The sequence below is a fragment of the Streptomyces lucensis JCM 4490 genome, assembly GCF_014650035.1.
Lineage (GTDB): Bacteria > Actinomycetota > Actinomycetes > Streptomycetales > Streptomycetaceae > Streptomyces > Streptomyces lucensis.
This window is the reverse complement of record NZ_BMUE01000010.1, coordinates 236623-249937: the sequence shown is the minus strand read 5'-3', so window position 1 is coordinate 249937 and position 13315 is coordinate 236623. Positions and strand designations below refer to the sequence as shown.

At 75.6% G+C, this 13315-nt stretch carries 13 protein-coding genes; 5 read left to right on the top strand and 8 right to left on the bottom strand.

Annotated features, from left to right (window positions below; genetic code table 11):
* Window positions 1-94 precede the first annotated feature (94 nt).
* Window positions 95-355 carry a hypothetical protein gene (locus IE177_RS23215; RefSeq protein ID WP_190017357.1) on the top strand — a complete coding sequence of 87 codons (261 nt, stop codon included), beginning with the start codon at window positions 95-97 and terminating at the stop codon, window positions 353-355.
* 160 nt (window positions 356-515) lie between these two features.
* Here the strand turns inward: IE177_RS23215 and IE177_RS23210 are convergent, their stop codons facing one another.
* Window positions 516-1916, bottom strand: coding sequence for an FAD-dependent oxidoreductase (locus tag IE177_RS23210; protein WP_190017315.1), 1401 nt, complete (start codon window positions 1914-1916; stop codon window positions 516-518).
* Between the two features lie 27 nt (window positions 1917-1943).
* The gene (locus IE177_RS23205) at window positions 1944-2969 is read right to left on the bottom strand and encodes a DUF4349 domain-containing protein (RefSeq protein WP_190017314.1); all 1026 of its coding nucleotides are present in this window, start codon (window positions 2967-2969) and stop codon (window positions 1944-1946) included.
* 184 nt (window positions 2970-3153) lie between these two features.
* On the opposite strand from IE177_RS23205, the gene hemG reads away from it, so the two are divergent.
* On the top strand, window positions 3154-4608 hold the full coding sequence (gene hemG, locus IE177_RS23200) for a protoporphyrinogen oxidase (RefSeq protein ID WP_190017313.1): 1455 nt from the start codon (window positions 3154-3156) through the stop codon (window positions 4606-4608).
* 4 nt (window positions 4609-4612) lie between these two features.
* The gene (gene hemQ / locus IE177_RS23195; protein WP_190017312.1) at window positions 4613-5344 is read left to right on the top strand and encodes a hydrogen peroxide-dependent heme synthase; all 732 of its coding nucleotides are present in this window, start codon (window positions 4613-4615) and stop codon (window positions 5342-5344) included.
* An 80-nt stretch (window positions 5345-5424) separates the two neighbouring features.
* Here hemQ and IE177_RS23190 read toward each other — a convergent pair whose 3' ends face one another.
* The 5 genes from IE177_RS23190 to IE177_RS23170 form a co-directional block, all read right to left on the bottom strand.
* On the bottom strand, window positions 5425-7092 hold the full coding sequence (locus IE177_RS23190) for an alpha/beta hydrolase (protein ID WP_190017311.1): 1668 nt from the start codon (window positions 7090-7092) through the stop codon (window positions 5425-5427).
* A gap of 183 nt (window positions 7093-7275) precedes the next feature.
* Window positions 7276-8055, bottom strand: coding sequence for a TIGR04222 domain-containing membrane protein (locus IE177_RS23185; protein ID WP_190017310.1), 780 nt, complete (start codon window positions 8053-8055; stop codon window positions 7276-7278).
* A 97-nt stretch (window positions 8056-8152) separates the two neighbouring features.
* Complete coding sequence (locus IE177_RS23180) at window positions 8153-8923, bottom strand: DUF4142 domain-containing protein (protein WP_190017309.1); 771 nt, start codon at window positions 8921-8923, stop codon at window positions 8153-8155.
* A gap of 134 nt (window positions 8924-9057) precedes the next feature.
* Window positions 9058-10521, bottom strand: coding sequence for an MbnB/TglH/ChrH family RiPP precursor modification enzyme (locus tag IE177_RS23175; RefSeq protein ID WP_190017308.1), 1464 nt, complete (start codon window positions 10519-10521; stop codon window positions 9058-9060).
* Between the two features lie 150 nt (window positions 10522-10671).
* Window positions 10672-11385, bottom strand: a complete 714-nt coding sequence (locus IE177_RS23170) for a peptidyl-tRNA hydrolase (protein ID WP_190017307.1) — start codon at window positions 11383-11385, stop codon at window positions 10672-10674.
* A 164-nt stretch (window positions 11386-11549) separates the two neighbouring features.
* On the opposite strand from IE177_RS23170, the gene IE177_RS23165 reads away from it, so the two are divergent.
* Together IE177_RS23165 and IE177_RS23160 are read left to right on the top strand one after the other, a co-directional pair.
* On the top strand, window positions 11550-12425 hold the full coding sequence (locus IE177_RS23165) for an ABC transporter ATP-binding protein (RefSeq protein ID WP_190017306.1): 876 nt from the start codon (window positions 11550-11552) through the stop codon (window positions 12423-12425).
* Window positions 12422-13093 carry an ABC transporter gene (locus IE177_RS23160; protein WP_190017305.1) on the top strand — a complete coding sequence of 224 codons (672 nt, stop codon included), beginning with the start codon at window positions 12422-12424 and terminating at the stop codon, window positions 13091-13093. The genes IE177_RS23165 and IE177_RS23160 overlap by 4 nt, the downstream gene beginning before the upstream one ends.
* A 24-nt stretch (window positions 13094-13117) precedes the next feature.
* On the opposite strand, the gene IE177_RS23155 is transcribed toward IE177_RS23160, so the two are convergent.
* Window positions 13118-13300, bottom strand: a complete 183-nt coding sequence (locus tag IE177_RS23155) for a hypothetical protein (RefSeq protein ID WP_190017304.1) — start codon at window positions 13298-13300, stop codon at window positions 13118-13120.
* Window positions 13301-13315 lie beyond the last annotated feature (15 nt).

The following is a 13315-nucleotide window of genomic DNA, read 5'->3' as shown; positions in this document are numbered from 1 at the left end:
GCGTGAACCGGTGAACGCCGGCCCGCGGGTGTGCGTATCTTCCGTCAACCGACGTGAGGATCAGGCGATGAAGAACACTGCGCAGGTCTCGGCGATGCATGCGCTGCCCGACGGCGAGGCAGAGCTGTCCTTGGTGATAAGGCTTCCCTGGGAGGACGTCGCCCGGCTCGGTCAGGAGGCGGGGCGGCTCGCGTCCCAGATGCAGCGGCCCGTGACGCTGGACGAGGCGGTGAGCCACCGCCTGCGCTCGGCCCGGCCGGCCGCTTCCCATGCGAAGCCCGCGGCGGAGCAGTCGGCGTCCGTCTCCTCGGGCGCGGGGGTCACGTCGCTGCCGCGCATCAGCGGGACGGCCTAGCCGGCCGGGTGCGGGTCCCTTGCGGGGTGCGGGTCGTGTGTGGCTGGTCGCGCGGTTCCCCGCGCCCCTGGCGGGTTGCTCCCTGTGTCGGCTGAGAGGGCGTCGGCACGATCCCGAGGTCGCGGAGTGATGGTCGGTGTACTTGCCGCGCTGCCGAAGTTCAGGAGGCGCCTCGGTGCACCTTCGCCGCCGCCTTCCTCGCCGCCACCAGCACGGGGTCCCACACCGGTGAGAAGGGCGGGGCGTAGCCCAGGTCCAGGGCCGTCATCTGCTCCACCGTCATGCGCGCGGTCAGCGCGACCGCCGCGATGTCGACGCGCTTGGCCGCCCCCTCCCTGCCGACGATCTGGACGCCGAGCAGCCGGCCCGTGCGGCGCTCGGCGAGCATCTTGACCGTCATGGGGGAGGCGCCGGGGTAGTAGCCGGCACGGCTGGTGGACTCGACGGTGACCGTCTCGAACCGCAGGCCCACCCGGCGGGCGTCCTTCTCCCGCAGACCGGTACGGGCGATCTCCAGGTCGCAGACCTTGCTGACGGCCGTGCCGACCACGCCGGGGAAGGTGGCGTAGCCGCCGCCGGCGTTGGTGCCGATGACCTGGCCGTGCTTGTTGGCGTGGGTGCCGAGGGGGACGTACTGCTCCTGGCCGGAGACCAGGTTCAGCACCTCCACGCAGTCGCCGCCGGCCCAGATGTCCTCGTGCCCGCGCACCCGCATCGCCAGGTCGGTGAGCAGGCCGCCGTGGGCGCCGACGGGAAGGCCGGCCGCCCGGGCCAGGGAGGTCTCCGGGCGGACGCCGATGCCGAGGACCACCAGGTCCGCCGGGTACTCGGCGTCCTGTGTGACCACCGCGCGGACCCGGCCGTCCCCGCCCGTGAGCAGCTTGGTGACCTCAGCGTCGTTCACCATGGTGATGCCGAGGCCCTCCATGGCCCGGTGCACCATGCGGCCCATGTCCGGGTCCAGCGTCGACATGGGCTCCCGGCCGCGGTTGACGACCGTCACCTCGAAGCCGCGGTTGATCAGCGCCTCGGCCATCTCCACGCCGATGTAGCCCGCCCCCACGACCACCGCCCTGCGGCCACGCGCGCGTGCCAGCGTGTCGAGCAGGGCCTGGCCGTCGTCCAGTGTCTGCACGCCGTGCACGCCGGGGGCGTCCGCGCCGGGCAGGTCCGGACGCACCGGGCGGGCGCCGGTGGCGATGACGAGCTTGTCGTACGGCGTCCAGTACTCGTCCCCCGAGGCGGCGTCACGCGCGCGCACCCGCCGGCCGGCCACGTCGATGCCGGTGACCTCGGTGCGCAGCCGCAGGTCGATGCCGCGTGCCCGGTGCTCCTCGGGCGTACGGGCGATCAGCCGGTCGCGTTCGGGGACGTCGCCGCCCACCCAGTACGGGATGCCGCACGCCGAGAAGGACGTGAAGTGGCCCCGTTCGAAGGCCACGATCTCCAGTTCCCCGGGTCCTTTGAGCCGGCGTGCCTGTGACGCCGCGGACATGCCCGCGGCGTCGCCGCCGATGACGACCAGTCGTTCCGTCCCGCCCCGCCCAGCGCTCATGCTCATGGGAACACGCTACGGGGTGCGGGCACTTCAGCGCCGGTCCGCATTCCGGTCCGCATTCCGGTCCGCATCACGGTCCGCATCCCGGTCCGGCTCCCGCACCGCCTCCGGCGCCGGGCGGGCGGACGGCAGCGGGCCCGGCGCCGTCGTCGCCGGTGCGTGGCCGGGACGGCGCGGCAGCCGGGGCCGAACGACCCGCAGCCACAGCGCGGCCAGCAGCGCGGCGAAGGCCGCGAACGGCAGGGCGGCGCCGAGTGCGAGGACGATCCACCGCAGCATCGTGACGAACACGTGCCAGCCGCCCGCCAGTGCGTCCCCGATCCCCGGCGTTTCGTCACCGGCCGCATCCGGCGCCGGCCTCTCGGACAGCGACAGGGTGACGGTGGCCAGGCCTGTGCGGTCCTTCAGCGCCGCCTGCCTGGCCAGCAGGGCCTCCAGATCGGCCTGACGGCTGCTCAGCTCGCCCTCCAGTGTGACGACATCGCTCAGCTTGGCCGCCCGGTCCATCAGCGCGCGGATCCGTTTCACGCTGGACCGCTGCGACTTGACGCGGCTGTCCACGTCGACGACCTGGCCGGTGACGTCCACCGCCTTGGCCGTACGGTCGATCAGCCTGCCCGTCCCCTGCAGTCCGGTGAGGACCTCGTCGTACCTTTCGGTGGGCACCCGCAGTACGACCTGTGTGTCCTCGTGGCCGTCGGCGTCCCGGCCGGTGCGCTCCCTGCCGACGTAGCCGCCTGCCTCCTCGGCGGTTCTGCGGGCCGCGGCCAGCGCCTTGGGCACGTTCTCGACCTCGACGACGAGGGACGCGGTGCGGATGATCGCGCTCGGGGCGGGACCGGGTGTCCTGGGCGCGGACCTCCCCTTGTCCGTCGTGGCGCCGGCCGCGTCGGCCGCCCGCGCCTCGGACCGCCCCCCAGCGGACTTGGAGTCACCGCCCGAGTCGCCCGCGCCGTCGCATCCGGCGACGGTGAGGGACGCGGCGAGCAGGACCCCGGCCAGGACGCGGACGGGGCCGGCGGAGCGTGGCGGTCGTGTGGGACGTGCTGTGCGCATGGGCGGTACCCCCGGCGGCTGGTTCGGACGACGCTCCTACGACGGCGGAGGCCGCCGGGACGTTGGCGCGGCGCGGTTGCGAAGAGGTCACGGTCCGGCTGCGCGCCGGACGCCGGGGCCGGTAGGAACGGCGGGACCAGTGGCCCTGGCGGGAGCGCGGGCGGGGTTTGAGAGAGTGGGGGACATGAGCGCAACGGGTACGCGTACGGGGCATGTCGTCGTCATCGGAGCCGGTATCGCCGGGCTGGCCGCCGCCCACCGGCTGCTGGAGGGCGGCACGCGCGTGACCGTACTGGAGGCCGCCGGGCGGGTCGGCGGCAAGCTGCTGCCCGGTGAGATCGCGGGCGTCCGGGTCGACCTGGGCGCCGAGTCGATGCTCGCCCGTCGCCCCGAGGCCGTGACCCTCGCGCGCGCGGTGGGCCTCGCCGACCGGCTCCAGCCGCCGGCCACCGCGACCGCCTCGCTGTGGACCCGGGGCGCGCTGCGGCCCATGCCCAAGGGGCACGTGATGGGCGTGCCCGGCACCGCCGCCGCGCTCTCCGGCGTCCTGTCCGACGAGGGCCTGGCCCGCGTCGAGCGCGACGCCGCCCTGCCCCGCACCGAGGTCGGCGAGGACGTGGCCGTAGGGGAGTACGTGGCGGCCCGGCTCGGCCGCGAGGTCGTCGACCGCCTGGTCGAACCCCTGCTCGGCGGGGTCTACGCCGGCGACGCCTACCGCATCTCGCTGCGCTCGGCCGTCCCGCAGCTGTTCCGGGCGGCGCGCACGCACCGCTCCCTGACGGAGGCGGTCCGCGACATCCAGGCGAAGGCGGCGGCGGCCCCGCAGACCGGCCCGGTCTTCACGGGCGTCGAGGGCGGCGTGGGCGCACTCCCGCTCGCGGTCGCCGACGCCGTGCGGGCTCGCGGAGGCGAGATCCTCACCGGTACGCCGGCCACCGGGCTGCGCCGCGAGGCCGGCGGCGGCTGGCGGATCACGGCCGGGGACCGGGTGCTGCCGGCCGACGCCGTGATCGTCGCCGTACCGGCCCCCGCCGCGGCCGGCCTGCTGCGCGCCGAGTCACCGGAGGCCGCCGCCGAGCTGGCCGCCGTCGAGTACGCCTCGATGGCCCTGGTCACCCTCGCCTACCGGCGCGCCGGCCTGGACCTCCCGGCGGGCAGCGGCTTCCTGGTGCCGCCGGTCGACGGCCACACGATCAAGGCGTCCACCTTCGCCTCCCAGAAGTGGGGCTGGATCGCCGAGCAGGACCCCGAGGTGGTGGTGCTGCGCACGTCCGTGGGCCGCCACGGCGAGACCGCGGTCCTCCAGCGGGACGACGCCGGCCTCGTGGAGGTCTCCCGGCACGATCTGCGCGAGGCCACCGGCCTGGACGCCGAGCCCCTGGAGACCCGCGTGACCCGCTGGACCGACGGCCTGCCGCAGTACCCGGTGGGCCACCACGCGCGCGTGGCCCGGATCCGCGACCACGTCGCCAAGCTGCCGGGGCTCGCGGTGTGCGGCGCGCAGTACGACGGCGTGGGCATCCCGGCGTGCATCGCGAGCGCCCACGCGGCCGTGGACCAGCTGGCCGGTGACCTCACCGGCGTCCGGGAGCTGACCGCCCACCCGGTGCAGAGCCTGCACGGCGGAGCGGGAGAATAGGAACATGAGTGACGACGCCCCCACCACCGAGTCCGGCAGGATCCCGAACAAGGGCAAGCTGGCCAAGGACCTCAACGAGGTCATCCGCTACACCCTCTGGTCGGTCTTCAGGCTCAAGGACGTGCTGCCGGAGGACCGCGCGGGTTACGCCGACGAGGTCCAGGAGCTGTTCGACCAGCTCGCCGCCAAGGACGTGACGATCCGCGGCACCTACGACCTCTCCGGACTGCGCGCCGACGCCGACCTCATGATCTGGTGGCACGCGGAGACCAGCGACCAGCTGCAGGAGGCGTACAACCTCTTCCGCCGCACCCGGCTGGGCCGCGTCCTGGAGCCGGTCTGGTCGAACATGGCGCTGCACCGGCCGGCCGAGTTCAACCGCTCGCACATCCCGGCGTTCCTCGCCGACGAGACGCCCCGCGACTACGTGAGCGTCTACCCCTTCGTGCGCTCCTACGACTGGTACCTGCTGCCCGACGAGGACCGCCGCCGCATGCTCGCCGACCACGGCAAGATGGCCCGCGGCTACCCGGACGTGCGCGCCAACACGGTCGCCTCGTTCTCCCTCGGCGACTACGAGTGGCTCCTGGCCTTCGAGGCCGACGAGCTGTACCGCATCGTCGACCTCATGCGCCACCTGCGCGCATCCGAGGCCCGCATGCACGTCCGCGAGGAGGTGCCCTTCTTCACGGGCCGCCGCAAGGACATCGCGGATCTGGTCGCCGGCCTGGCCTGACCACGGGAGCCGGTCCGCGGTCCGACGGGGAGCGGTCGCCGGGCCGGCCCGACGGGGACGGGTCGCCGGGCCCGGCCGGTTCAGGGACGGTCGGCCTTGCCCTTCAGGGCGTCCCGCGCGGACCGCCCCGGGGCGGGACCGGCCTGGGTGTCCGGCTTTGGTTCCTGGCGCGGTGCGCAGGACGTGTGCCGCGCCGGTACCCGGCCCTGCAGCAGGTACGCCTCGAAGTGCGCGTTGACGCAGCGGTTGGGGCCGCCCGCGATGCCGTGCGTGCCCGCGTCCCGCTCGGTCACCAGCACCGACCCCGCCAGCCGCCGGTTCATCTCCACCGCGCCCGGGTACGGTGCGGCGGCGTCCCGCTCGGCCGCCAGGATGAGCACCGGCGGCAGGTCACCCGGCCCGGTGCGCACGTCCAGCGGCCGCTGCCGGGGCGCCGGCCAGTAGGCGCACGGCAGGTTCATCCACGCGTTCTCCCAGGTCTCGAACGGTGCCACCCGGGCCAGCCGGGTGTTGTCGCGGTCCCACACCTTCCAGTCCGTCGGCCAGGGCGCGTCGTTGCACTCGACGGCCGTGTAGACCGCGCCGGAGTTCTCCGCCCGCGCGGCCGTGTCCGGCATCGGGGCCGCCAGCCGGACCAGCGGCGCGGGGTCGCCGTGCAGATAGGCCGACAGGGCCGCGGCCCGGCTCGGCCAGAAGTCGTCGTAGTACGCGGCCGTCAGGAACGCGTTCTGCAGCTGGCCGGGCCCGACCTTCCCGCCCGCCGCCTTCCGGGCCAGCCGCTCCCGCGCGGCGTCGTAGGAGCGCTGCACCCCGGCGGGGGTGTCACCGAGCCCGTACACGCCGTCGTGGCGCGCGATCCAGTCGCGGACGTCCGCCCAGCGGTCCTCGAAGGCCGCCGACTGGTCGAGGTTGCTGCGGTACCAGATCCTCTCCGGGGCAGGGTTCACCGCGGCGTCGAGCACCAGGCGCCGCACGTGCGAGGGGAACATCGCCGCGTACAGCGCGCCGAAGTAACTGCCGTACGACGCCCCCACGAACGTCAGCCGGTTCTCGCCCAGCGCGGCGCGCAGGACGTCGAGGTCACGGGCGTTGTTGAGAGAGGTGTAGTGGCGCAGCCGGCCGCCCGACCGCTGGGCACAGCCGCGCGCGTACGCCTTGGCCTGGGCGATGCGCTGCCGTTTGAACGCCTCCGACGGGTGCGCCGGCGACGCGCTCGGCGCCTTGAAGTACCGCTTGGGGTCCACGCAGGACAGCGGCGCCGAACGGCCGACTCCACGCGGGGCGTAGCCGATCAGGTCGTAGGCGGCGGCGAGCCGCTGCCACTTCGGGGTCGTGCCGATCAGCGGGAAGTACATGCCCGAGGCGCCGGGGCCGCCCGGGTTGTAGACGAGGGGCCCCTGTCGCGGGACTCTCAGCTTGCTGTTGTGCGGGTCCTTCTGAGTGGCCCGGACCCGGCTGACGGTCAGCGCGATCTGCTTGCCGTCGGGATGGGCGTAGTCCAGCGGGACCCTCACCGTGCCGCACCTGAGGCGGCTCGGCGCCTGTGGCACGTCGGCGGCGGAGCACGCCCCGAACGCGACACCGGCCGCCCGGGCGCGGGCCACGGCCACCGCGGTGCCGCGCAGCTCGGCGGTGCCGGGCGCGCCGGGCCTCCCGGGACCGGCCGCGGACGTGCCGCCCGCGGGGGACGCGGCCACAGTGGCGACGAGCAGGGCTCCGGCGGCCGAGTACAGGGCGGCAGCTCTCATCGTGTGTCCCTTTCGCTGCGCGGCGGCGATGGCACGACTGCCACGGCCCGGCGACCACAGAAGGGATGTTTCGTTCGCCCGCCGGCGAAGGCAAGCACCACCCGCCGGTGTCGGCGCCAATGCCCCCTGTGCGCCCCCTGGCGCGCTCGCGTCCGGACCGGGCGCCGTCCGCCCTCGGCCTCCTCAGGGCCGGTCGCGGTGGGTGAAGGCCGCGCGCAGGTCCGGTTCGGCGATGGCGCGGACGCCGCGGAGGGCCACCTCCGTGAGGAATGCCCGCTCGTCGCCCGCCGTCCCGCCGGCGAACGCGCCGAGCAGCCGCTGCCCGGCCGGAGAGGCCCAGCGTGCGTATGGGTGGACCTCGAAGCGGGCGAGGGCCAGGCAGCTCAGCGACAGGGTGATCGGCAGCGCGAACCACAGCCCGATCAGCAGCCGCGGCGTCGCCGTCGGAACGGGCAGCAGCAGGGCGGTGACGCCCAGCGCGGCGGCGGCCAGTGCGGCGGCCCGCACCTGGCGCACGGCGGTACCCACGGCCGACGCGGCGCCGTCGGGCAGCGCGAGGCCCGCCCGCACCAGGCCGTCGGCCAGCCGGCGAACGGCCTCGGCGCCGGCCGCCCGCGCCCGCACCGGGATGATCCGGGACTGGCCCTCCGGTCCGATCGCCCCTATGACGGACCGCTCCATCTCGTCCCGCCCCCGTGGATCCACCACGGTGGCCCAGCCGGTGTGCGCGAGCAGCAGCCGCCGCTGCCGGGCCATGGCCACCAGGGTCAGCTCGGCGACCCGGTCCGGGCCGCCGGACAGGAAGGCCGCCTCGTACAGCGTCAGACCGTGCTCCCGGGCGGCCGCGTGTGCGTCCGCGCCCCCGGTGTCCGCGGTCGCCGCGTGTGCGGCGGCAAGGCACAGCCGAGTGCACGCGGTACCGGCGAACACCCAGGCCAGGAGCAGCAGAAGGACCCAGAACATGACGAGTTTCTATGCCGGGGACCCGCCGGAGGGCCATGCCCTGTTCACCATTCGGACGGAGGGTCACCGGAATGTGACGCTCCGTTTCCCGTGCGGGTCAGGGGCCGCTCGACCGCGGCGGCGCACTCGTGGTCGCGGGCGGCAGGGCGTACGTCTCGTCCGGCGAGGGGGTCACCGGGACCGCGGAGCCCGGGTCGACCACCGGCGGTGAGGGCACGGGGGTGGCCGAGGCCGCCAGTTCCCGGGACAGCGTGGCGAAGTCGACGTACCCCGTCGCCTCCAGGATCTTGATGTGGTCCAGGACGGTGGTGTTGGCGTCGTCGGCGAGGTCGCGGACGAGGGAGTTCTGGGTGCCCGCCCGGACCTGGGCCACCAGGGAGAACACCCGGCCGTGCGCCAGTCGCAGGATGCCCGCGAACCGGCGGTCGAAGTCCTGCCCCCGTGCCGCGTCCAGAGCGGCCAGCCACTGTTTCTGCTGCGCGTTGGGCTGATTGGGCAGGGGCACGCCGAGCTGGGTGGCGACGGTCCGCGCGTGCGCGTCGAGGGAGGTGTGCCCGTCGACGAGGTGCTGTCCCGCGGTGCGGACGGCCGGCGTGGTCCCCCTGCGCTCGGCCAGCTCACCGGCGGGCAGCTCCCACAGCCCCGCGAGCCGCACCTTCGTGACGAAGTCGCGGTCCTGTGCGGACAGCGGGCCGTACGGGGTGGTCACGGTCTGCGCGCTCAGCACGTTCGCGCTCACGGCGTCCTGCCGGCCGGCGTACGACCAGAGCGGGAAGAGCAGCGCCGCGGTCGTCGCCGCCAGACCGGCGATGATGAGCCCGGTGCCACTGAACACGCCTCGGCCCTTGATCGGGGGTCGCGGTCGCATGGGGCCTCCTGTACGGCACCGCGCGCCGGGGTTGCTTGGGGGGTGGGTCGGTGCGGCTTGGCATTTTACTGCGGGGGCTCAGGCCGGTACGCCGCAGTGGCCCCCGCCCGGCCGTCGCCCCCGGGCCGCCCCCCTCACGTCCTGCGCAGCAGCACCCTCCGCGCCGCCCGGGCCGCCCGCGCCGCCGGCCCGTGGGACCTCGGCGCGGGGCCGGCGCGGTCCAGCCACCACTCCCGCAGGGCGCCGCGTGCCCGCGCGTCCGCCGGCCGCCCCGCCCGCAGCAGGTGTCCGGCGAAGTCCAGGGCGTCGCGCCGGTAGCCGCCGGTCATCGGCCGTTCCCGCGCGTACTCCAGGAACGCCGGCCGGTACCACGCGCCCAGGATCACCGGCAGTTCGGGCGCCACCCTGGCCACCACGCCGGCCCGCTTCGCCGCGAGCGCCCGCGCCTGGACGCCCAGCCGCGCCCGGTCGAACCCCTCGGGCACCGGCGTGCCCGCCACCAGGCAGGAGAGCACGGCGGCCTGGGCGACCCCGAGCCGCTCACGGGCCGCCTCCGGGGCGCTCTCCCGGGTCTTCTCCGATGCCCTCTCCGGTGCCTTCTCCGCGGTCTTCCCAGAGGCCTTCTCCACGGTCTTCTCCGAGGTCTTCTCCGATGCCTCCCCCAGGGCCGTTCCCCGGGCGAGGACGCCGGCCGTGGGCCGCGCCGGCACCGCAACGGCCCCGTCCCCCGCGCCCCCGGCGGCCGTACCCCCCGTACCCGCGTCCGCCCGCGCTCGTCCCGCCCGCACCGCATCCCGGATCGCGCCCAGTTCCGCCTCCAGTTCGGCCGGTTCCGGGAAGTCCTCGTCCCGTTCCAGCAGGACGCCGGGCGGTGCCGTCCGGCAGGCGAGGTCGGTCAGCAGGGCCAGCACCGACGGCGGTACGGGGTGCGCGTGGCTGTCGTGCCAGACCCCGTCGCGCTCGTAGCCGCCGGCCACGTGGACGTAGGCGATCGCCTCCAGCGGCAGCGTGGCCAGCGCCTGGGCCGGGTCCTCGCCCCGGTTGACGTGATTGGTGTGGAGGTTGGCCACATCGATGAGCAGGCGTACGCCGGTCCGCTCGACCAGCTCGGACAGGAACTGCCCCTCGGTCAGCTCCTCACCCGGCCAGGAGAACAGCGCGGCGATGTTCTCCAGGGCCAGCGGCACCGGCAGCGACTCCTGGGCGATGCGGACGTTCTCGCACAGCACGTCCAGCGCGTCCCGGGTGCGCGGCACGGGCAGCAGGTGCCCGGCCTCCAGCGGCGGGGAGGCGGTGAGCGCGCCGCCCGCCCGGACGAACGCGATGTGCTCGGTGACCAGGGGTGCGCCCAGCGCCTCCGCCCGCTCGGCGAGCGCCGACAGCCGGCCCTCGTCGGGGCGGTCCGCGCCGCCGAGCCCCAGGGAGACACCGTGCGGGACGACCGTCACGCCGCGCTCGCGCAGCCGGAGCAGCGACTCGGGGAGGTGGCCGGGGCAGACGTTCTCCGCCACGGCCTCCACCCAGTCGATGCCGGGCATGCGCTCCACGGCGTCCGCGATCTCCGGCCGCCAGCCGATCCCCGTGCCCAGTCGCCGCATGGCGCTCCCCCCTCCTCGGCCCGTGCTCGTGTGCCGGGTGACGGGGGTATGGCCCCGGCGACCCGACCCGAACCCCCTCCGCGCCGCGTTCAGAGCAATATTTGAGGTTGGCCCGCGTGCGGCGGGGCGGCATCCGGTGCCGCGCGCCCTTCAGCGCAGCGCCGGGTGCTCCGCGACGACCGTGCAGGAGCCCGGCGCGATCTCCGTGAAGCCCGCGTCGCGCACGAGCGGCAGCCCGGCGGTGGTCAGCCGGTGCCAGTCGGCGGGCGCGGCCGTGCGCACGGAGAGCGCGAGCCCGGCGTCGCGCCAGGCCGTGCGCTCGGCGCCGGGCAGCGCCCACCAGGCCAGCTGGGCGCCGTGCCCGGCCTGGGCCATCGCCTTGCCGGCCGACATCTCCAGCTCCGGGTTCAGCCACAGCACGGGCAGCGCCGGGTCCGCCGCGGCGGGCGGCTCCGGGTCGTCCAGCTCGGTGCCCGACACCTGGAGCTTCGCCAGGTCCCGGGGCCAGCCGTCCAGCGGGACCGGCGGGAAGACCCGGACCTCGGCGGACTTGCCGGTCACCGTGATCCCGGGCAGCGCCTCGGCGCGGCGCCACTCGGCGCCCCGTGCCCTGCGGACGACCTTGCGGATCCGGGCGTCCTCCCAGTTCCGCACGGCCTCGGCCCATTCGCCCGCGCCGCGGGCCCGTTCGTCGCCGAGCAGGAGGAGCACGGCGCGGGCGGCCGTCTCCAGCGCGTCGGTGCGGGCGGGCGGCGCGCTCCGCTCGATCCGCACCACGAGGGGCAGCACGAACTGCGGGGCCTCGTCGCGAGGCGTGCGCTCGGACCGGAAGGGACTGTCACCGGGGGCTGGAACATGGCTCACGACAGCCCACCCTACGAAGCCGCCGGCGTGCCGATCAACGGGCCCGCCACCTCGCCGGGGGATTCCGGCGGCCGCGCGCAACCCGCAGGCCGCGCCGGCCGTCTTGCCGATCGACCGAAGGGGGCCGGAACGAGTCCGGCACGTCGGCGGAGGGAACGCCTGCCATGCAACCTGAGCTGCGCCTGACCGCCGTGGGCCGCCGCTACGGCATCCGCGGGCCGTGGGTGCTGCGCGGCGTCGACCTCGCCGTCGCCCCCGGCACCCTGGTGCGGGTGGAAGGAGCGAACGGCACCGGCAAGTCCACCCTGCTCCGGCTCCTCGCCCGGCTCGACGCCCCCACCGAGGGCCGTGTCACCGGCCGGCCCCGCACGGCCTACGTGCCGGAGCGGTTCCCCTCCGCCCTGCCCTTCACGGCCGTCGGCTACCTGACCCACCTCGGCACCGTCCACGGCCTGTCCCGCGCGTCCGCCGCCCGCGCCGCGGACACCTGGCTGGAGCGGTTCGGCGCGGGCGCGTACGGCGGTACGCCGATGGAGCGGCTGTCCAAGGGCAGCAGCCAGAAGGTCGCCGTCGCCCAGGCCCTCATCGGCGAGCCGGAGCTGCTGGTGCTGGACGAGGCGTGGACCGGTCTCGACGCCGGCGCACGTGACGAGCTGGAGCGGGCGGTGGCCGAACGCACCGCCGCCGGGGGCGCCGTGGTCTTCGTGGACCACGATCCGCGCCGGCTGGCCGGGGCGCCGGACGTGACCTACGCGGTGCTCGACGGCGGCCTCGAACGGTGTGCCGACGGCGTGCGTCCCGCGGCCGGCCCGCTCACCCTGGTCACCGCGCAGGGCCCGCCCGGCGGGCGGCTGCCGGCCGACGCGGCGCGGATCGTCTCCTCCGCCGAGGAGACCGCCCCCGGCACCCACCGCCTCACCGTCCGCGCCTCGCACTCCGACGTCCTGCTGCGCGCCCTGCTCACGGCCGTCCCGCCCTGGCACGTGGCGGGCGTCGAGTCCGCCGCGGCCCCGCACCCCGACCCCGGGACCCGCCCATGAACGCACTCCTGCGCTACCAGGCCGACCTGCTCCTGCGCTCCCAGCGCTGGCTGCCGCCGGTGATCCTCTACGCCGCCTTCCTGGCGGTCGGCGTGCAGAGCGGCCAGCCGGTCCTCGACTCGCTCGGCTACACGGCCGCCGCCCTGCTGCCGGTGGCCGCCTGGCTGGTGCGCGTCTGTGTCACGGCCGAGCCGCCCGCGGCCCGCGCCTGTGTCGCCGCCGCGCGCGGTCCCGTCCGGGCGCACCTCGCCTGTCTGCTGACCGCGCTGATCGCCTCGGTGCTGCTCGCCGTGACGGCGACCGCCGTCGTGACCCTGATCAGCGATCCGGCGAGCAACGGCCACCGGATCCATGTGGCCCCGCTCAGGGCCGCCGCGGCCGGGCTGCCGGCCACGCTCGCCTGCGCGCTGCTCGGCACGGCGGTCGGCGCGCTCACCAACCGGCCGCTGCTGCGCTCCACCGGCCGCGCCGTCCCCGCGATGCTGCTGGGCGCCCTGCTGTCGGTGGTGGCCACGGGCTCCCCGGCGCAAGCCGCGGTCGACGGCCTGGTCACCGGTTCGCAGACCGGCCGGGTGCCGGTACCGCTGCTGCCACTGGCCGGGGCGGCCCTGCTCACGGCAGGGGCCTTCGCGGCGGCCGCCCGGCTCACCGCCCGCCGCACCCCCTGAAGGGCGCTCGCCCCGAACGGCCGCTCACCCGGAGCAGGCGGTGCGCTGCGCCTCCTGCCACTCGCACACCGGGCAGAGCGTGATGCCCCTGTACGACTCCGGGTACTCCGTCGGCTCCCGGCACAGCACGCACTCCGCGTACGGCGGGCCGTCGGCCTCGGCCGGTCTGACCGTCGCGGCGATCGTGCAGTAGTCCTCGTCGCTCATACGTCCAGCGTAGGA